The 17,690-nt window shown below is 68.3% G+C and carries 14 protein-coding genes and 1 pseudogene; 6 read left to right on the top strand and 9 right to left on the bottom strand.

Annotated features, from left to right (window positions below; all coding sequences use genetic code 11):
- The first annotated feature begins 329 nt into the window (after positions 1-329).
- Positions 330-2,036 carry an MFS transporter gene (locus M8J74_RS21080; RefSeq protein ID WP_249837922.1) on the top strand — a complete coding sequence of 569 codons (1,707 nt, stop codon included), beginning with the start codon at positions 330-332 and terminating at the stop codon, positions 2,034-2,036.
- Positions 2,037-2,145: 109 nt separating this feature from the next.
- Complete coding sequence (locus M8J74_RS21075; RefSeq protein ID WP_249837921.1) at positions 2,146-2,325, top strand: hypothetical protein; 180 nt, start codon at positions 2,146-2,148, stop codon at positions 2,323-2,325.
- A gap of 922 nt (positions 2,326-3,247) precedes the next feature.
- Here M8J74_RS21075 and M8J74_RS21060 read toward each other — a convergent pair.
- Complete coding sequence (locus M8J74_RS21060) at positions 3,248-3,757, bottom strand: TetR/AcrR family transcriptional regulator (RefSeq protein ID WP_249837920.1); 510 nt, start codon at positions 3,755-3,757, stop codon at positions 3,248-3,250.
- A 142-nt stretch (positions 3,758-3,899) separates the two neighbouring features.
- On the opposite strand from M8J74_RS21060, the gene M8J74_RS21055 reads away from it, so the two are divergent.
- A complete protein-coding gene (locus tag M8J74_RS21055; protein WP_249837964.1) occupies positions 3,900-4,643 on the top strand; it encodes an SDR family oxidoreductase in 744 nt (247 codons plus the stop codon).
- Between the two features lie 95 nt (positions 4,644-4,738).
- Here the strand turns inward: M8J74_RS21055 and M8J74_RS21050 are convergent, their stop codons facing one another.
- The 8 genes from M8J74_RS21050 to M8J74_RS21015 all read right to left on the bottom strand — a co-directional run bounded on the left by M8J74_RS21050 (position 4,739) and on the right by M8J74_RS21015 (position 12,544).
- Positions 4,739-5,221, bottom strand: a complete 483-nt coding sequence (locus tag M8J74_RS21050; RefSeq protein ID WP_249837919.1) for a barstar family protein — start codon at positions 5,219-5,221, stop codon at positions 4,739-4,741.
- A 1,015-nt stretch (positions 5,222-6,236) separates the two neighbouring features.
- Positions 6,237-6,746, bottom strand: coding sequence for a hypothetical protein (locus M8J74_RS21045; RefSeq protein WP_249837918.1), 510 nt, complete (start codon positions 6,744-6,746; stop codon positions 6,237-6,239).
- A gap of 103 nt (positions 6,747-6,849) precedes the next feature.
- Complete coding sequence (gene ypfJ, locus M8J74_RS21040; RefSeq protein WP_249837917.1) at positions 6,850-7,737, bottom strand: KPN_02809 family neutral zinc metallopeptidase; 888 nt, start codon at positions 7,735-7,737, stop codon at positions 6,850-6,852.
- A 647-nt stretch (positions 7,738-8,384) separates the two neighbouring features.
- The gene (locus tag M8J74_RS21035) at positions 8,385-8,714 is read right to left on the bottom strand and encodes a hypothetical protein (RefSeq protein WP_249837916.1); all 330 of its coding nucleotides are present in this window, start codon (positions 8,712-8,714) and stop codon (positions 8,385-8,387) included.
- A gap of 188 nt (positions 8,715-8,902) precedes the next feature.
- Positions 8,903-9,346 (bottom strand): large conductance mechanosensitive channel protein MscL, encoded by a 444-nt coding sequence (mscL, locus tag M8J74_RS21030; RefSeq protein WP_249837915.1) that lies wholly within the window; start codon positions 9,344-9,346, stop codon positions 8,903-8,905.
- Positions 9,347-9,936: 590 nt separating this feature from the next.
- A complete protein-coding gene (locus tag M8J74_RS21025) occupies positions 9,937-10,077 on the bottom strand; it encodes a hypothetical protein (RefSeq protein WP_249837914.1) in 141 nt (46 codons plus the stop codon).
- Between the two features lie 199 nt (positions 10,078-10,276).
- Positions 10,277-10,993 (bottom strand): hypothetical protein, encoded by a 717-nt coding sequence (locus M8J74_RS21020; protein ID WP_249837913.1) that lies wholly within the window; start codon positions 10,991-10,993, stop codon positions 10,277-10,279.
- A 495-nt stretch (positions 10,994-11,488) separates the two neighbouring features.
- A complete protein-coding gene (locus M8J74_RS21015) occupies positions 11,489-12,544 on the bottom strand; it encodes a methyltransferase (RefSeq protein WP_249837912.1) in 1,056 nt (351 codons plus the stop codon).
- 108 nt (positions 12,545-12,652) lie between these two features.
- Between M8J74_RS21015 and M8J74_RS21010 the strand changes: the two genes are divergently transcribed.
- From M8J74_RS21010 to M8J74_RS21000, 3 genes and pseudogenes are all read left to right on the top strand, one after another.
- A complete protein-coding gene (locus M8J74_RS21010) occupies positions 12,653-13,669 on the top strand; it encodes a helix-turn-helix domain-containing protein (RefSeq protein WP_249837911.1) in 1,017 nt (338 codons plus the stop codon).
- Between the two features lie 337 nt (positions 13,670-14,006).
- Positions 14,007-14,132 (top strand): annotated as a pseudogene (locus M8J74_RS21005) (IS5/IS1182 family transposase); the annotation flags it as partial.
- Positions 14,133-14,345: 213 nt separating this feature from the next.
- On the top strand, positions 14,346-16,820 hold the full coding sequence (locus M8J74_RS21000) for a SpoIIE family protein phosphatase (protein WP_249837910.1): 2,475 nt from the start codon (positions 14,346-14,348) through the stop codon (positions 16,818-16,820).
- Positions 16,821-17,690: the final 870 nt, after the last annotated feature.

Here is a 17,690-nt window from a genome sequence, read left to right as displayed (position 1 = left end):
CGCCTGAGGAGCGAGCATTCGGTGCGCGCGCTGCCGAACGTCCCCCGTGTTCGGGCTGGTAAGAGCCCAGGCCATGAGGTTGACAGCGGTTTCGCGGCCGACGATGAGCGGGTCATGGTCTGTCAGGGATGCTGCGCGGCCCACGGACGGCTTAGCCGTTTGTGTCGGCGGTCAAAGTGACGAGCGGGGTGAACAACCTTGCGCCGACCTCTAGGCGTACCGACTAGTCGGTACTAGCCTCTGGCCACGCTCTCGGAGCCGGGCGCACCGAGCCCCGTCGCCGTGACGCCACACCCGGTTTCCGTTTCCGTATCAGCAGGAGGAGCCGCATGTCCGCCACACCGACGGCGTTCGACGCCGACAGACCCACGCCTGAAGGGCCCGGCGTGAACGCCCACGGCCCGCTGACCCGCCTGTACCATCGCGACCTGGCCGACTATCCGCCCACCGGTCGCCGTATGGCCTATCTCGCAATCGTGGTCATCACCACCGTCGTGCTGTACTACATGCTCTACATCCAGTACGCGGTGGCGACGTCGATCATCACGCACTTCGACATGACGTACCGCTACTTCGTCTGGGTCTCGGTGATCGGCAATGCGATCGGGGCATTCGCCTCGCTCGTCGCCGGTCTCGCCGATCGCTGGGGCCGGGCGAATCTGGTGGTCTACGGGTTGCTGATCGCCTCACTGCTGGTCTTCTTCGGGCTGCCGAACGCGGCGAGCAAGAGCGCCTATATGGTGCTCTTCGCGCTCGTCAGCTTCATCGAGGGCATCGTGCTCGTCGCCACCCCCGCGCTGATCAGAGACTTCTCCCCTCAACTCGGCCGGGCCACCGCGATGGGGTACTGGACGATGGGGCCGGTCATCGGCTCTCTGGTGGTCACCACCGTCACCAGCAACACCCTGGACACAGCAACCTGGCAGGACGAGTTGCGGTATTCGGCGATGGCAGGATTCGCCGTCTTCGTCGTGGCGATCTTCGCGCTGCGCGAGCTGTCCCCTGCCCTGCGCGACCAGACCATGGTGTCGCTGCGGGACCGGGCACTGGTCGAGGCGCGCGCCAGGGGGCTGGACACCGAGGCTGTGCGCCGCGGCGAGTGGCGGCAGATGATGCGCCTGGACGTGCTGGGATCGGCCTTCGCCATCGCCGTGTTCCTGCTGCTCTACTACGCGGCGGTCGGCAACTTCGTCGTCTACTTCGCGACCACATTCGGCTACACCGAGCAGCGCACCAACGCGCTGGCCAACTGGTATTGGGGCGCGAACGCCATCGCCCTGGTCCTGGTGGGCCTGCTCTCGGACCGCTTGAAGGTCCGCAAGCCGTTCATGATCGTCGGCGCGGTCGGCTCCATCGTGGTGACCGCGATCTTCGCCACCCGCGCCACTCACCCGACGACCGACTACTACACCTTCGCGCTGCTGTTCATCGGCATCGGGGTCTTCAGCGGCATCGCCTACGCGCCCTGGATGGCGAGCTTCACCGAGACCGTGGAAAAGCACAACCCGGCAGCAACGGCAGCGGGTTTGGCGGTGTGGGGGTGGACAGTGCGCATCGTCGTCGCCGTCTCCGCAGCCTTCATCCCCGTCCTCGTGACGTCCGTGACCCCGCTGGTGGAGCACGGCGCTGAGGTCAAGGCTGCCTCGGCCCAGGCCGCGCCCGCGCTCACCATCATCAACGCGCATCCTCAACTCTTCGCCGAACTGGACAAGTACACCCCGACCACGGTGCCACCCACCCTGGGCGCCCGCGCAGTCAAGGAAGTCGGTGCGGCGAACCTGGCTGTCGTGCAAAAGGCCGCACCTCAGCTCAAGTTGTTGCGGGAATACGGCCCCCAGGTCCAGAAGGCGTCGAAGGACGGACCCGGCGAGTGGCGCAACTGGTGGTGGATCTGCGTCGGCGGCCAAGTGCTGTTCCTGCCCTTCGTTTTCGTGATGGCAGGCCGCTGGAGCCCGAAGAAGGCGCGTGAGGACGCCGAGGCGCACCAGCTCGCCGTCGACCGCGAACTCGCCACCCTCACCGCGGCCGAAAGTTAACCGGACACGGGGCCGGCAGCCGTCGACGGACCGGCCGGCCCCGCAGCCGTGGATGAGCTCCGCGGACCGTCCTCCGAGCCGCGCTCATCCTGTGCCCTAGGGCGCGTGCATGGCCGCTCTCAGATTGCGGATTCAGCCCGGCCTCTGCCCGGCCATCGTCGACCGCCTCGCCTTCGGCGGGACCATCAGCAAGACCGGCACCAGCTCTTTCCCGCCGACCGGCCACTCCACCACCAAGTCCTCAGCCAGCAAGTCACCCAACCCGGCCCAGTCCCGAGCCTGCAACTAGCCGTGCAGGCTCTCGTGCATCCGGTCCTGGTTGACCAGCACCCTCAGTCCCGGCAGCAGCTCGCGGCGCCAACACGAAGCGAAGCGGGCAGGACGGATCCGGCTCAAGGCAGCACGAGAGGAGAGGGGGCGGGGCGGGGGCCAGCCGCGCGAAGCGGGAGTCCATGGGTCGTTCCCGGGCCGCCTTCAAGAGGGTGCTGGCCCAGGCCGGATCACCCCTTTGCGATCATTCGGCCATGACTTTTGACCTGGCCGTCTGGGAGGGCGAGCCGCCGCGCGACAACGACGCAGCCGGTGTTGTCTACGACGAGCTCTACGAGCGCTACCTCGACTCCGATGACGCGGTCGTGGAACCGACGCCCTGCATCAAGGCCTACATCGAGGCGCTCCTCGAACGGTATCCGACGACGCACATGACAGCCCCTGGGCCTCACCACCGGTGGCGGATGAGGCATCAGGACCGATCGTCTACCTGCTCATGTCCTACGGCAGGGCCGAGGAAGTGTCTCAGTACGCCGCCACCCTGGCCCGCACACGGGGACTCACCTGCTTCGATCCACAAGCAGAGACCCTGCGGCCCTGAACTGTGCAAACCGCCTGGCCGTCCGGCCGGATGAAGATGCCTGCGCGGCTCCCCTGTGCCCGCAGGAACGAGAACGAGCGAACGATCAACGCCCTCGAAGGTTTCCGCGCCGTGACCACCCGCTTCGATCGTCGGTGCGTCCTCCACGGCACGGTGACCGCCACCGCAATCCGGCTGGGGCTCCGCTCCTGAGCCCTGCATGCACCGTGCCCGCCGGCTTTGCAGGTGACAGCGGACACCATTTGTCGACGAGTTCGGGACAGCACATGTCAATCAGCGAGCTCTGCTGTGTGGTGACGTGGGGGTTGCCCTTCGGGATGTCCTCAGTGATCTGTTGTCCTCACCGGTCCGCGTGCTGTCGTCGAAGGCCGTCGAGGATGACGTTCATCAGTGGCCGGGCCGTGGATTTCCATTCGTCCCGTTCCAGCCGGCTGAGGTAGGCGATGAGCACGAGGACCCCGTGGGCGTCCACGTCGGTGCGGATGGAACCGGCCGCTTTCCCGGCATCCAGCAGGTGAGCCAGGGCGCCTTCGATGGGGTTGTGGCTGTGGGCGACGAGGTCCTGCCAAGCCGTCGGCTCGAGCGCCGCCAGGACACCGCGTTTGATCTCGGCGTAGTCGATCACCCGGTCGAGCCAGTGCCGCAAGGCTTCCACCGGCTCGTGTTCCGCCAGCAGAGCGGGAGCGGCGGTGACGAGGTCTTCGACGTCGCGCCGGTAGACCTCGGCCAGGAGCGCTTCGCGGTTGGGGAAGTTGCGGTAGAGCGTTCCCTGTCCCACACCGGCACGTTTGGCGATCTCGTTGAGGTGGACGTGGGGGGACTCGGCGAGTGCTGCGCGGGCGGCCTCCACGATAAGGCTCCGGTTCCGCGCCGCATCCGGACGGCGTGCTGGCGCGCTCATAGGCATCTCCCGATGTTCCGTCATCACAAGCGGACACGTGTCCGGTAAGGTGAAACTCACCGGACACGTGTCCACTTTACTGGAGGCAGCAGTGCTCTCTCTTCACGACAAGATTGTCGCCATCACCGGAGCCAGCGGCGGCATCGGGGAAGCCACGGCCCGCCTGCTCGCCCGGCGCGGCGCCGCGGTCGTCCTCGCAGCCCGCCGCAGCGAGCGCATCGACGCCATCGCGCACGACATCCGGCAGGAGGGAGGCCGGGCCGCCGCGTGCGTCGTCGACGTCACCAAGGCCGAAGACCTGCAGCGCCTGGTCCGCGCCACCACCGACCTCTATGGGCGTATCGACGTGCTGGTGAACAACGCCGGAATCGCCCCGATCAGCCCGCTGGCCGACCTCGACACCGAAGGCTGGTCGGCCATGATCGATGTCAACCTCCGCGGCATGCTCAACGGCGTCGCCGCCGTACTGCCCGTCTTCCGCGAACAAGGAGCGGGCCACCTGGTCAGCATTGTCTCCGTGGCCGGCCTGCACGGCGCATCCCCCAGCATGGCCGTCTACGCGGCGACCAAGAACGCCGTCCGCACCATCCACGAAGGACTGCGCCGGGAATCCACCGACGGCGTGGTACGTACGACAGCCATCTCGCCCGGATACATCCGCACCGACCTCGCCGACTCCATGACAGACCCGCACATCCGCGAACAGACACGCCAACACATGGACGCGGCGGGCATCGAGCCGGCCGCGGTCGCCCGCGCGGTCGCTTTCGCCCTTGAACAGCCCGGCGACGTCGAGATCGGCGAGATCAACGTCCGTCCCACCGTCCAGGCATGACAGCACGTCGGGCACCTCGACACAGCGCGCGAACTCATCGACAAACCATGCGGCGCATGTGCCAACGGTGACTGCGCCGCATTGCGGCACCTTCTTCAGCCGCTCCAGTAGGCGCTGTCCAAGGCGACGGTCAGCCGATGGTCCGTGAGCTCGACATCCAACCACCTGCCCCTGGACACGGCTTCGGCGGAGTCAGCCGACACGGTGTGCTCCAGCAGGAACACGAAGTGCAAAACGAACGGCACCCGCTCCCCGTCGGGCAGGCCGCCGGCGCCGAGCTGGAGGTTCGTCTTCCACGCCGCCTGACAGAGCACCGAGATGAACAGTCCCAGGAAAACGGCCCCGAGGAGCACGTCCGCTTCGCCGATCAAAAGCGCAACATCGCGCTTCACGTGCCCAGGGCCGTGCCAGTCGTGCAGACAGTCGACGAGGGCACCCCAGTTGTGGCCGAAGTAACCGGGAAACGACAGCTCGCGCGCGAACGCACCAAACAGCGAGGCGGGTTCCAGCAGCTCGCGGGCATCAAGCCGCAGGACCAGGCCACCCCGCTCCAGCAACGCACTCGAATCGGCGGACACCTACGCATCACTCCGGGCGGTGAAAACGACCCAGGGCGCCGTGGGTCGGATCAAACTCGGAGCACTCACACCCGAGATCCTCGCACGCTGATACGACGCCACCCCCACCTGCAGCATTCCGGTCACGGATTTCCCCGCTCGCTGCTCTTGCGCGGTCGGCCACCTGCGCGAGGACGGTCCGCACCCCTGCGCCGACGGGCATCCCGTCCGGTGAACACATTCACCGCTGCAGGCACCTCTGGAGGTTGCCCGGGGCGTCAGGGCGTCCTGGTGGAAAGCGACAAGGCACCGCGATGCGCGCTGAGGCCATCCCGGGCCGACGTCTGCCCGCGCGCACCGGGGGCAGCCGTGCCGACGACGCATCGTCCCTCCCAGGCGCTGGCCAGCGGCATCGCTGTCGCCACAATACCTCCGTGGAGTTACTGACAGTCGCGCTTCCCGTAGGCGCCACGGTGTTCGTCGCCACCGTGGGTTACCTCCAACGGCGGCGCAGCGAGCAGCGCCAAGCCGAGAACGAGACGACAACCCCGGCCGGCGGAAGTGATCCGACGAGACGGCCCAGCCGGGCCGAGGTGGGGTCAGCCGTGGTAGGCGGGTTCAGTGGTGCTGAGGCCAGCAATGACGGCCCGGGAGGCGATGGCAGGCGGCAGCCCCAAAACCCGGCGCCGGTGGCGGCCGACAGCCAGGCCACGTCACCGACACCGGGCACCTCAAACCGCACGGTCGCGCAACCACCGCCGCACTGCCCCTGCCCGGCGCCACCCCCTCCAGCTCGCCGCGCACTCCGGCCCACCTCCGGCTCCACCCATTCACGCCAACGCGGCAGGTCGGTGTGAGGTGCGGGTGACCTCGCCACTGAGCGCGAAACCCGCCCGCATCACCACTTCCTGACACAAGGCCCCGTGTCATTAGGTGGGTGACGTCGACGACATGCTGCAGATGATCCGGCCTACGGGGCAGAGGCGTTTCGGTGAGGGTCTGAAAGACAGCGAATCCACGAAGCTATCGAAATGCTTCAACCGGTGGATCCTTCGGTTTGGGGCGTGACACGAGGATGCTGAGTGAGCCGAAGGGCCTCGGTGACAACGTCGGCGTCGACCTGTGCCGGTGTCCTGTCGCCGTACTCGACGATGTCGTACTCATCGTCCAGAAGGGCGAGTTGTTCGGCCACAGCGAGTTCATGCCCAAAACGGTGGTGGATCTGCAAGGCCAGCTCACGTGGTGTCAACTCGTTGGCCAGCATGCGGGCAGCCAGTGCTCGCACCGCAGCTTCCTGTCCGGCAACGCTGTCCGCTGCGTGGAAGACGAGGCCCAGTTCGTCGAGGGCCGGGGGAAGCAGGTCGGGGACGTCGTAATCCGCCTCCGAACGTGTGCACGCGGCCAGGATCCGCAGGGCAGGACTGTCCAGGCCGGCAACGAGTGCATCACAGGCGGCAGCGACGACATCGGCTGCCGGGATCTCGCGCATGCTCCACAGAACGGCACGGTCCTGAAGTTCGCGCGCTGCTGATTCCGTGAACGACATGAGCCCATCATCTCGTCAGAGAGCAGAACGGGTCGAATATTCTCCATGCCTCCGCCCGCAACCACGCAACCCCGGCTCCTCCGGCCGTGCCGTCGTAGCGTGGTCAGCTGAACGTGTTGCAGTCGGCGACGCGGCCGGAGCGGTTGCCGGTGGAGAACCATTGCTGGCGCTGGCTCGCGGAGCCGTGGGTCCAGGTGTCGGGTGTGACCTTGCCCTGGTAGCGCTGTTGAATACGGTCATCTCCGACGGCGGCGGCCGCGTCCAGCCCGCGGTTGATGTCGTCCTGCGTCAAGTCGGTGATCAGTGGCTTACCACTCTTGGGGTCGGGGGTCGTGGTGGCGTGGTGGGCCCACACTCCGGCGTAGCAGTCCGCCTGCAACTCGAGTTTCACCGAGCCGCTGTTCTGGCCCTTTCCGCTGCCGCGGGAGATCGTTCCGCTGAGGTCCTGGACGTGGTGGCCGTATTCGTGCGCGATGACGTAGGCCTCGGCGAACGGGCCGCCCTTGGCTCCGAACTTGCTGCTCAGGTCGTTGAAGAAGCCGAGGTCGAGATAGACCTTGTCATCGGCTGAGCAGTAGAAGGGGCCGACGTCGGACGTCGCGCTCCCGCAGCCGGTGTTCACACTGCCGGTGAACAGGAACGTCGGGGCCTCCTGGTAGGGCTTGCCGGCGGCCGTCTCCGTCTGCTTCCAGAACGCCTGCACGCTGTCGACCACGGCGACGATCCGGCACTCCTCCTTGCGGTTGGCGTCAGCACCGGTACGGCAGTTCGCCGCGAGGTCCGCGGCTGACGTGCCGGACGAGGACGTGTCGCTGCCGCCCGAGTCGAACATGCCGGGGTCGACACCGAAGAGCACGGACGCGACCAGCACCACGAGCCCGACCAGTCCCCCGCCGACGGTCTTCCCGCCACCCGGGATCCCGCCCAGCGCTCCTCCCCGACCGTCCTCGACCTCGGACGTGTCCAGAGCAGCGTCATCGTCGAATTGCATACGTTCACCTTCCCTCAAGCAGCGCGCCGGACCGCCCCGCATCGCACCGCCCGTCTACCCCGTCCAAGGACATCCCGATCCCGTCCTCTTTCTGCTCCGCCTCTTGAAGGAGCCGGCGGGCGAGGCCGCGACGCTGCTCTGTGCGTGAAGGCCTGACCGCCCGTGCGCCGCACCCCCCCTCCATGCCGTCGAACGCGCAGCGGCGCTATGGGCCTTACCGGGGACGGCAGCCGTGATGGAGTACCGCCGCACGCACGGTCGGGAAGCCTTTGAACGGTTCTTCGACGAGTACGCGATCGTCCCGACCGACCCGCGGTGGCCGTTCGTCGTCTGAATCACGCAGGCACGGTCCCGGCATCGGCGCGCCTGCTTCCCCCGGCCACTCGGTGCGGTAGCGCGCCTGCGGCAGGGTGGTGATGCGCCGGCGTGTTCCTCCCGGTTCAGCCGGATGCCGCCGTGGCCGTGGGTGCGAGGCTGTTGCTGTTGGCGCGTACCAGGCCGGGCGGAATGCCGCGGGCAAGGAGGGCGCGTCGACGTGGCAGGTTCCTGGACATAGGGCCGGTGCGGCAGTTCATGGGACCAGCCGGGGCGGCCGGGGAGGTCAAGCAGCACGGGCCTCCACCTCTGCGGGGCCGGAACACCTTCGCTCAGTCGATCGGGTCAGGAAGCGTCGCGGAAGACGGTGGCTGAACCATGACGGCCGCGCCGAACTTCTCCCGGACGCGGGCGACAGCTGTTTCGGCGACCAGGTGGGCTTCGCGGGCGTTGTCGAGACCGACCTGCGTCGCGACCTGCTCGGCGTCGACGAAGTCCCTGCATTTTCTGACGAGTCCGGTCAGGCGTCCGCGCTGCAGGCCGGCGGCGTCCATCAGCCGGTGGGCGACCTGGCGTAGGTCGTCGTCGTGCGCGGACCGCTCCGCGAGGTGGCGGGTCTTCTCCCCGCGGCTGCCGTCGGCGAAGCGCGGGTCGAGGGTCATGGCCGGACGGCCTGGCCGCGTCAGCGCAGGAGCAGATCCACCTAGCCCACGAGCTCGAGCGGGCAGCGCGTTGGGTACCACGCCTAAAGCCGACCTTTCAGGGGTCGTCGGCGAGCACGGCTGCAGCAGCGCTGGTCATGTAGCCACGCAGCCGGTTCGGCAACGCAGGCCGGGCCATGGAAGTCAGGTCACCCGGCGCGCTGCGTTGTCTCCCCGGCCTGAGCGGGCACGGCGGGCAGGGAGACGGTGCAGGAGGCGCAGCGTCGGGCCTGGGCGGGTACGGGGCTGAGGCATTCGGGGCAGTCCCGTTTGGGGGCTTGGACGTCTTGGTGCGGGGCCAGGCGTTCGTGGAGCTTGTTGATCGGGAGCACGACCAGGAAGTACAGGGCGCTGGCGAGGAGGAGGAAGCTGATCGCCGCGTTGATGAAGGCGCCGTAGGGGAATTTGGTGGCGCCTACGGTGAAGGTCTTGCGGCTCATGTCGCCGGTGGCGCCGGTGGCCAGCCCGACCAGTGGTGTCAGGAAGGCACTGACGAAGCCGTTCACCACGGCGGTGAACGCAGCCCCGATGACGATGCCCACGGCCAGATCGACCACGTTGCCGCGCAGGATGAAGCTGCGGAAGCCCTTCACCTTCTCACTCCCCAGAGGCTTTTGACGTCGACGGGCGGCACCGAAAGCCCGGTCAGCCCATTGCCTCACCTCGCATGCCCTGCCACCCCTCACTCATGCCGTCTCCGTCGCGTGGCGCGGTGCGTCGAGGTCAGCCGCTAGCCGGGCCGGCCGGGACAGAGAGTGTCCGGTGAGCACGGGAGCAGAGCGTTGCAGAGGCGGTAGTGGGAATACGCATCCGGCGCGGGAGGTCACGAGTGATGCGCTTGTGCAGCGTGCTGCGCCAGGTCAGTCCCGGGTGGCGGGACCGTAGGTGTGACAGCGCCCGGGGGCCCAGGCCGTTGCTGTGGAAGCGCTCGTCGATGACGACGGCGGTGATGAACCCTGGGTGCAGACAGTGCAGATCCGGTACCGGACCTGGCCGACAACCTGGAGGGTGTGCAGGAGGAGCAGGCATTCCTCGCCCGGGCCGGGGGCGTCCGGGATGCGCGTGGACAGGAAGTCCGTTGCCCGGTAGGCGAGGTCACGGCGGCGCAGGCGACCAGTGCACCGGCTTCGTAAGCGCTTGGCGACGTCATGACCGGGCGGCGATGTTTCGTGAGGCCCACGTATTAGGGCGAGGACGGGTACGGCGGCAGCTGGGCCGGCTCCAGGAACCGGGGCGTGTCGGGGGCGCCGCGGCCGGCCGCGGCGGCCGCCGGCTCGGCCAGGCCGACCAGGGTGGTGCGGGTGCCTCGGGCGCGGATCTGCATGGTCTCCCCCATCGGTCGTGCCCGGTTCCCCGGGCGGATGCGCGGGCTTGTGCCCTCCCCCCTGTACGACCCATGGGCCACCGGGTGTGATGCCCCCTGAGCTTGCTGCGGATCCGTCCCGAATGTCACCGACCGGTCTGCTACGGCGGGTTGGCCCCTGACGACACCTTCACGGAAGAGACCCGCGTCGGGTGGGCGCTCAGTGCAGAATGCTGACGGCCCGGGCGATCACCAGGAGCGAGGTGAGCAGAGCCGAGACGCTCTGGACGCTCATCAACAGCTTCGCGCGGGTCGACAGGGGCATCGTGTCGGTCGGGCTGAACGCCGTGGAGTTCGTGACGGAGACGTAGAGGTAGTCCACGAGGGTGGGGACCCAGTCCGACGTGCCGCTGGCGCCGTCGGCCACCTCCTGGATGGCATCGTCGTTCTCGTCCTGCGAGAAGCGGAAGTCCGCCAGCGGCAGCGCCGAGCGGGCCAGCTGGGTGCGGCTGACCGGGCCGCCGCGGTCCAGCTCCCAGTAGGCCAGGCCGAAGACGATGATGTTGGTCAGCCATACCTGCAGCGCCGCCACCAGCAAGGACCGACCGTCCTTGACTCCGGCGTAGACCAGCTCGTGAACCAGGATGACCAGCGCCACCAGGTTGCTGACGGCGATGATGCCCACGAGGGTGAGGGACAGCACCCGGAACGCCTTCGTCTGCCGGGTCAGGCGCCTGGGGTTGATCGCGACCAGCGGCACGAGCAGCAGGCACTCCAGGGTGGGCAGTACGTAGCGTGGGGCGACGAGCAGCCGCTCCGGCAGGAACAGATACAGGGCGATCGCGGTGAGCGTCGCGACGACCGCGGGCAGCCGTGCCTCGCCCCTGCGTTCGTGCCGGGGATGCCTGGTTCTCGCCTCCGCACGCGTACGTGCCATGCCGACTGGTCCTTCCCCTCGCCGCCGCTGACAGCGCCAGGAGGCCTGCGTCTCTCTTTCGGTGCAGGTCATCTGGCACCTTCAGCATGTACCCCGAGTACGGCGCTCCCCGCCACCGCGCTCGGCGCCGGGGTGGGCGGCGGTCGCCGTAAGGCTCTGTGCGGCCGAGCCGTCGCACGTGCGCTGGTGAGTTGCCTACTGTTCGCGGCAGTGGGCTCCGCAGTCAGGCATTTGCCGCTGTGGCGGGCGGTGAAGTGGTGGCTTCCTTCGGGGGGAGCCGGAACTGCCGTAGGCAGTGGCAGCGGCGTGCGCGTCGACGCAGGCGCCGCTGCCGACGTTCCTCAGGGAGTACCGGGACGTCCCCGGGGGCGTGTCGTCCGGCAGTGTGGTGGTGCCGGCGCAGCCGAGCCACTTCAGCCCGTGGGAGACGTCAGAGTCTCCACGGTCCCGGAGCGGTTCGGCCGCGCTCGGTTCGCGCGACCGGCAGAGGGCCGGTCAGACCGCTTCGAGTTCGAGGCCGAAGTACCCGCCGCCGACGGGGTAGGTGCGGCCGAGGCGCCAGCCGGAGGCCGCGAAGAGCACGCCGAATTCGTCCAGGTCCCGCTCGACGCCGCCGGTGATGGCAAGCATGGCCATGTCCGACATGGTGGCGAAGTCGGGCTTGCCGATCTCACCGACGACGGTCTCCACGACCAGGGCACGTCCGCCCGCAGGGGCGGCGGCACGACAGTTGCCCAGGATGGTCAGGCACCGCTCGTCGTCCCAGTCGTGCAGGACCGTCTTGAGCAGGTAGAGGTCGGCGGCGGGCACCTCGGTGAAGAAGTCGCCGGCCACTGCGGAGAACCGGTCCGTCAGGCCGCGCCGCTCGGCCTCACGCACCGCGCCGTCCACAGCATGCGGCAGGTCGAGCACTCCACCGCGCAGCGCGGGAGCGGTCTCCAGCAGCGACAGGACGAAGTGTCCGTCCGCGCCGCCGACGTCGAGCACGCTGCTCACGCCGTCGGTGTCGACGGCCGCGGCAGCTCCCTGGGTGACCGCCTCGGACACTTCGCCCATCGCCTCGGCGAACAGCCGGGCCTGGTCCGCGTTCTCGGGCCGGGCGAGGTAGTCGAAGATGTCCGAACCCAGCGCGCTCTTCGTCTGGCTCGTGCCTCGTCGTACCGCCTCGGGCAGCAGGCCCAGGGACTGCCAGTGTGCGTGTCCGGCCTGGACGAGCAGGAGGGAACGCAGGGAGCCGGGCACGCCGGTACGCAGCAGTTGGCCCAGGCCGGTGAGGCCGAAGCGGCCCCCACCCTCATGGCTGAGCACGCCCAAGGAGGCAGCCGCACGCATCAACCGGTAGACGGCCCGCTCGTCACAGCCCTCAAGGTCGGCCACCTCGCCCGCCGTACGGGCCCCGGCGGCGAGATGGTCGGGGATACGGAACGCGGCGACCGCGTGCAGGGTCTGGACGGTGACACCGCCGCCGATCAGGTTGATCAGGCTCGCCGTGTCCGCTGCCGGATCGGCGGTGGTCTCTTCCGTCGCCTGGTGGGGGGTCGTTTCAGTCATGGAAAGGGAACCTCGTTCAACTGACGTGTAGTCGGAAGCTGTAGTTTCGTCTCCTCGGTGCGGGGAGCGCTTGGACCTGAGCGTCACGCCGGTGGATCTCCCTGCCTGATGGAAGAGGAGAGCGTGGAGAAGGCTCAGGCGGCTGACCGGCAGCCCAGGACGTTCACTCTGGACGTCACAGGGGCACGGACGGGCAGGGACGGCTTCGACGCCTTCCGGCAGTCCTTCGAGGCGCAGACCGGCGAGCCGTGGCCCCTGCCCTCGCTCGACCTTGGCAAGCGCGGGGGCTTTCGGATCAGGGTCCGCGGTGCCGTCGCGCACGACACGCTGATCTCCGACGTCCACAGCGAACACTTCCTCGGCCAGCCCACGGTGGCCCGGGAGAGCGGCGACCGGTTCGAACTGCACCTGGTGCGGCGCGGTTCCTGGCGCTTCTCCTCACCCAGCGGGCGAGGGGACGACGTCACCGTCTCGTCAGGGACGTTCATCGCCCGCCGCAACAACCCGCCCCTGCTGTTCGACGTGCGGCCCGGTACCGAAGCGACCGTTCTGCTCCTGCCGCCCGATGTGCTCGGCCGGGCCACCGGCGGGAGGCCGGTCGTCGGTCCGGCCGACTCTGGAGAGATGCGCCTTCTGACGGCCCACGCGGCGATGGTCCGCGAGACTGCGGACGACCTCAGCACCGTCGGCCTGCGCGGCGCGCGTGACGCCCTGATCGAACTCGTCAGGGCAGTCCTGCGGCGCGAGTTCGACGACACCGAACCCCGGCTGGCCCGCGCGCTCGCCCGTGCCGCCATGGATCTCGCGGACGAGCACCTCACCGACCCCGAGCTCTCCCCCGCGACACTGGCCCGTCGCCTCAACGTCTCCGTACGCACCCTGCACCGGGCGTTCACCACCGCGGAGGAGTCGGTATCGGCGTACGTCCGCCGCAGACGGTTGGAGCGCGCCCGGCAGGAACTGCTCGCGCCTTTGGGCCGGCCGACCGTCTCGGAACTTGCGGCACGCTGGCACTTCTCGGACAGCAGCCACTTCATTCGCGCCTTCAAGAAGCAGTACGGACAGACGCCCGCCAACCTGACCGCCACCTCCGAGGAACGCACGCGCCGTCCTCCGGTCACCTGACGGGCACTCGGATTCCGCGGGTCCACAGACACACCTGACTCGCGGCCGCGGCGGGAGGCCACTCCCTGGCCACGCCGCTGCCGAGAGGTGCGGGCCCGCACCTGCTCGAAGGTGGTGCGTCCCCCAGGACGGATGGTCTGGAATCCTGCGATCATCGGGGAGTGACGGCGGACAGCGCAGGGTGAGGAACGTGAAGGTGCGTCGAAGTCCGGAGACTGTTGAGCCCTGCTGCCGCAGCACCGGTACCGTGCCGCCCGCAAGATCTCAGAACGCCTTCTTCCGTACGTGAGAGCCGTTGTCCATCGATCATGCGCCGGGGATCGTTGCGGCTTGGCGGATGTGCTCGGATCGGCTTGAACCTCTGCTGCCGCAGCATGACCGTCGGTTCCGGTATCCGGGTCGCAAGCCGTTGCCAGACCTGGATGTGCTGTGCGGGATCTTGAACGTACTGCGCACCCGGATCCCACTACCTGATCACCGGCGGGCAGTCAGCGCCGACACAGCCTCGCGCGGCAAGAACACCCGACGGGATGGCTCCCCTGCGGTGGACCAGGATGCACATGCCGGTGACTGATCATGCGGCGGTGCGGTGACATTTGTGTCCCACCCGCACTGGGCTGATCCTTGAGGTAAGGGCGGTCTGCCGCACGGCGGACGCGGGGCGAGGACGGATGCGATGAGTGCGCCATCGAGTGAACCTGCACCCGCCGACTTCGGCGGTTCTTCGTGGGTGCCGGGGCTCGCGACAGTCATGCTGGACAGCGAAGGGCTCGTGGCCGGCTGGAGTCCCGAGGCAGAACATTTGCTCGGTTATCGCGCACAGGAGGCCCTCGGGCAGCCTGTCGACAAGCTTTCGGTGCACGTGGACGGGCAGAAAGCGGGCGAATGGCTCACTCAATCAGGACCAGAACGCTGGCTTGACGTCGTATTCCGTCACCGGTCCGGCCGCCTGTTGCGGTTGGTGGCAGCGTGCCGTCAGCTGCCTGCCACCGTGATAGGCCCCACCACGGTGGTGTTCCTCGGGGACCCTGAGCAGGTGCGGGGCCGGCAGTTGCAGCAGGCGATGCTGCACGGCATTTCGACACACTCCCCGGTCGGGATGACCATCTACGGCCCGGACCTGCGCGTGGCGTGGGCGAACGCCGCAGCCCGGCAGGAGCTCCCAGGGGCGTTCGCCCAGTACGTCGGGCGCAGCGAGGACGAGCTGTACCCGGGGAGCGAGATTCTCTCAGCGCAGTACCCAGCCACGATCACGCAGCTCATGAGCAAAGTGCTTGATTCCGGACAGACGGTTACAGACGTGCACTACCGGGGGCGCCCCCCTTCTGATCCCGATCGGGAACACGTGTGGTCGCTGTCCTATTACCGTCTGCAGGATGCGGACGGCAGACCGCTGGGAGTGTGCGAGGAGTCGGTGGATGTCACCGATCTCCATCAGGCACAGCAGCGGCTGGCTCTGCTCAACGAGGCAAGCGTCCTGATCGGCAGCACCCTGGACCTGCACCGCACAGTCCAGGAACTGACCGAGGTCCTGGTACCCCGTGTCGCTGATTTCACCGCTGTCGACCTGCTCGGCGACGTACTGGCCGGACGGGAACCCGACGCACGGTCCGCCCGCAGGACCGGTGACCTTTGCCGGGTGGCTCATCGTTCGGTCAGGGAAGACCTACCCGAGGCCGTCGTCACGCCGGGGCAGCGGGTCGGCTACTCGCAAGGGTCCCCACATTGGCAGTGTCTAACGGGCGGACAACCCGTCCTGAACGCCGTTCTGGACCTGTCACAACCATGGCTGCTCGAGGACCCGGTACGCGGCGACCGACTGCGCCAGCTGGGCATTCACTCCCACCTCGTGGTGCCCTTGCGTGCCCGCGGAGTCACCATGGGGGTGGCCACCCTCATGCGCTGGCGCACCCCGGACCCCTTCGCCGCCGAGGACCTGCTGCTCGTCGAGGAGCTCGCTGCCCGCGCCGCCGTGTGCATCGACAACGCACGTCGATATACCCGTGAGCACCAGAGCGCGCTCACTCTGCAGCGCAGCCTGCTGCCCCACGAGCTACCCACCCCGGAAGCCGTGGAGGCCGCCTACCGCTATCTGCCCGCGGACACTGAGGCAGGAGTAGGCGGTGACTGGTTCGATGTGCTGCCCCTGGCATGCGCACGGGTAGGGCTGGTCGTCGGTGACGTTATCGGCCACGGCATCCACGCTGCGGCCACGATGGGACGGCTGCGCACCGCCGTCCACACGCTGGCCGACCTGGATCTGCCGCCCGACGAGCTGCTGACCCATCTCGACGACCTGGTCAGCCGCCTGGCTGCGGAGGCCGAAGCCGCACACCCCTACGGAATCGAGGGCGTGCTCGGCGCTTCCTGCCTGTACGGCATTTACGACCCGGTAACGCGCCGTGCCATGTTCGCCCGCGCTGGACATCCGCCCCCTGCTCTTGCCCACTTGAACAAGGCGGTGGAATTCCTCGACATACCGGCGGGGCCTCCACTGGGCGTAGGCGGACTGCCGTTCGAATCGGTCGAGGTGGAGATCCCCGAGGGCTGCGTCTTGGCGCTTTACACCGATGGCCTGCTCACGGCCTCCGAGGGCGATGAGGACACCGGTCTGGAACGGTTGGGCTTCGCACTCGCCCATCCCGACCGCCCCCTGGAGGAAGTCTGTGACACCATGGAACGCCTCCTGCTGCCCGACCGCGCACACGATGACGTGGCCTTCCTCGTCACCCGCCCCCGCGCACTTCCCGCTGAGAACGTCGCCACCTGGGACCTGGCATTCGAGCCGGCCGCCGTAGGGCGAGCCCGTGAACTGGCCGGCGACCGCCTTACCCAGTGGGGGCTGCTGGAGCTGACCTTCTCCGTGGAATTGATCGTCAGCGAACTGGTCACCAATGCCATCCGCCACGCCATAGGCCCTGTCGCACTGCGCCTGATCCGGACACGGAACCGGCTGATCTGCGCGGTCTCCGACCACAGCAGTACCTCTCCCCATCTGCGGCGGGCCGCTGTCGGTGAGGAAGGCGGGCGAGGCTTGTTTCTCGTCGCTCAATTCGCCCAGCGCTGGGGCACACGCTACACCGGAGACGGGAAAGTCATCTGGGCGGAACTACCCCTTGCCGACCCCTCCGCAGGCAACCCCCAGCCATGAGCGCCGATACGGCCGACCGCGTGGCAGACAGCCTCCCGCGGGGCTGGTTCAGGCGGGAACACCTACCGCTACGACCAGGCCGTCGCCCGACGCAGAACCTCGCACTGTCGGCAGGACCCCGGAGTGCCCTCCAACCACCGCCGGCGCGGGCAGGTTAACCCGTCTGGACGGCGCGACCTACCCGGCCGCGCTGACGCAGGCCGCCGCCGCATTCGAGGCTGTCCTCACGCTCACCGCCGCCGTAACGGGCGCTCCTGCGTCCTTTATGACTGAGCCTCCTCCAGTCCTAGATACCGCGTCCCGGACTGCGGTCCCGGTTCTGCACGATGGTGGGCTTCGCCTGCGCGGCAGCTTGGGCGAGGCGGGCGCCGCCGCCCGGCGGCCACCATGCGGGCCCTGCACGCGCCGCTGCTTGTAGAACAGCGCAACCCGACCGCACGATCCGGGCCCACCTCCTCACACTGTTCGCCGCCGCAGCCCGCAGCATATGATCGTCACCCCGACGAGACCGTAGACCGCCAGGCCGCTGCCGGTGGTGAGGTTGTCGAGCCGATCTTCGTGCTGAGCCGCCCTTTGCTCATCGTACGTCCGTTCACCCAAAGGCACGTTGCCACGCAGTACCGAACAGTGGGTGTCGCCAGGCCGCATCGGACCGGGCCTTTCCTCGCCGTCCTCCCCAACGTTCTCGCCCGGGCAGCGCACCACTGACGAACTGGCAAGGGCCGACCCAGCAAGCACAGCCCCGCAGACGACCGGGAGGAGGAAAAGCGCAGCAAGGACGCCCCTAGACAGGTGCACGCCCATCCTTTCCTGCGGCAGCTTCGGGCTTGTGCGCTTCGCTGCGCCCGCCGGCCGCGGTTGAAGAGAGGT

The sequence above is a fragment of the Streptomyces panaciradicis genome (assembly GCF_023516615.1).
Lineage (GTDB): Bacteria > Actinomycetota > Actinomycetes > Streptomycetales > Streptomycetaceae > Streptomyces > Streptomyces panaciradicis.
The sequence above is the reverse complement of the archived record's forward strand: the minus strand, read 5'-3'. Positions and strand labels throughout refer to the sequence as shown.

Excerpts from the sequence above, each read along its gene's own strand:
- M8J74_RS21080 (WP_249837922.1), top strand. The coding sequence starts at position 330 with ATGTCCGCCACACCGACGGCGTTCGACGCCGACAGACCCACGCCTGAA.
- M8J74_RS21075 (WP_249837921.1), top strand. The coding sequence starts at position 2,146 with ATGGCCGCTCTCAGATTGCGGATTCAGCCCGGCCTCTGCCCGGCCATC.
- M8J74_RS21045 (WP_249837918.1), bottom strand. The coding sequence starts at position 6,746 with ATGTCGTTCACGGAATCAGCAGCGCGCGAACTTCAGGACCGTGCCGTT.
- ypfJ (WP_249837917.1), bottom strand. The coding sequence starts at position 7,737 with ATGCAATTCGACGATGACGCTGCTCTGGACACGTCCGAGGTCGAGGAC.
- M8J74_RS21035 (WP_249837916.1), bottom strand. The coding sequence starts at position 8,714 with ATGACCCTCGACCCGCGCTTCGCCGACGGCAGCCGCGGGGAGAAGACC.
- M8J74_RS21025 (WP_249837914.1), bottom strand. The coding sequence starts at position 10,077 with ATGCAGATCCGCGCCCGAGGCACCCGCACCACCCTGGTCGGCCTGGCC.
- M8J74_RS21020 (WP_249837913.1), bottom strand. The coding sequence starts at position 10,993 with ATGGCACGTACGCGTGCGGAGGCGAGAACCAGGCATCCCCGGCACGAA.
- M8J74_RS21015 (WP_249837912.1), bottom strand. The coding sequence starts at position 12,544 with ATGACTGAAACGACCCCCCACCAGGCGACGGAAGAGACCACCGCCGAT.
- M8J74_RS21010 (WP_249837911.1), top strand. The coding sequence starts at position 12,653 with ATGGAAGAGGAGAGCGTGGAGAAGGCTCAGGCGGCTGACCGGCAGCCC.
- M8J74_RS21000 (WP_249837910.1), top strand. The coding sequence starts at position 14,346 with ATGAGTGCGCCATCGAGTGAACCTGCACCCGCCGACTTCGGCGGTTCT.